The sequence below is a fragment of the Pyramidobacter sp. C12-8 genome (genome assembly GCF_002007215.1).
Classification (GTDB): domain Bacteria; phylum Synergistota; class Synergistia; order Synergistales; family Dethiosulfovibrionaceae; genus Pyramidobacter.
The window spans coordinates 1-235 of sequence record NZ_MUHX01000123.1; the positions used below are offsets into that span (position 1 = coordinate 1).

At 27.7% G+C, this 235-nt stretch carries 1 protein-coding gene; it reads right to left on the reverse strand.

The features are described 5' to 3' along the window. On the reverse strand, positions 1-235 hold a 235-nt coding region (locus B0D78_RS13055), incomplete at both ends, for an SLC45 family MFS transporter (protein ID WP_168170147.1).

Here is a 235-nt window from a genome sequence, read left to right on the forward strand (position 1 = left end):
GCTTTTCCTGGATCAATACCCAATTCATATTGACCATATAGTGAAAAGAAAGTTTCTACAGCATTGAAACCTGTAAACCAGAAAAATATTGCAAACAATATGAAAAGTAAACTTTTACTTTTATCTATATCTTTTTCTTTATTTTTGACCTTTGCTTTTTCTTCTACTATTTCAGGCTCTTTTATGAAAATATATAATAATATAAGTGCCATTGTCATGATTATGGAAGACATGT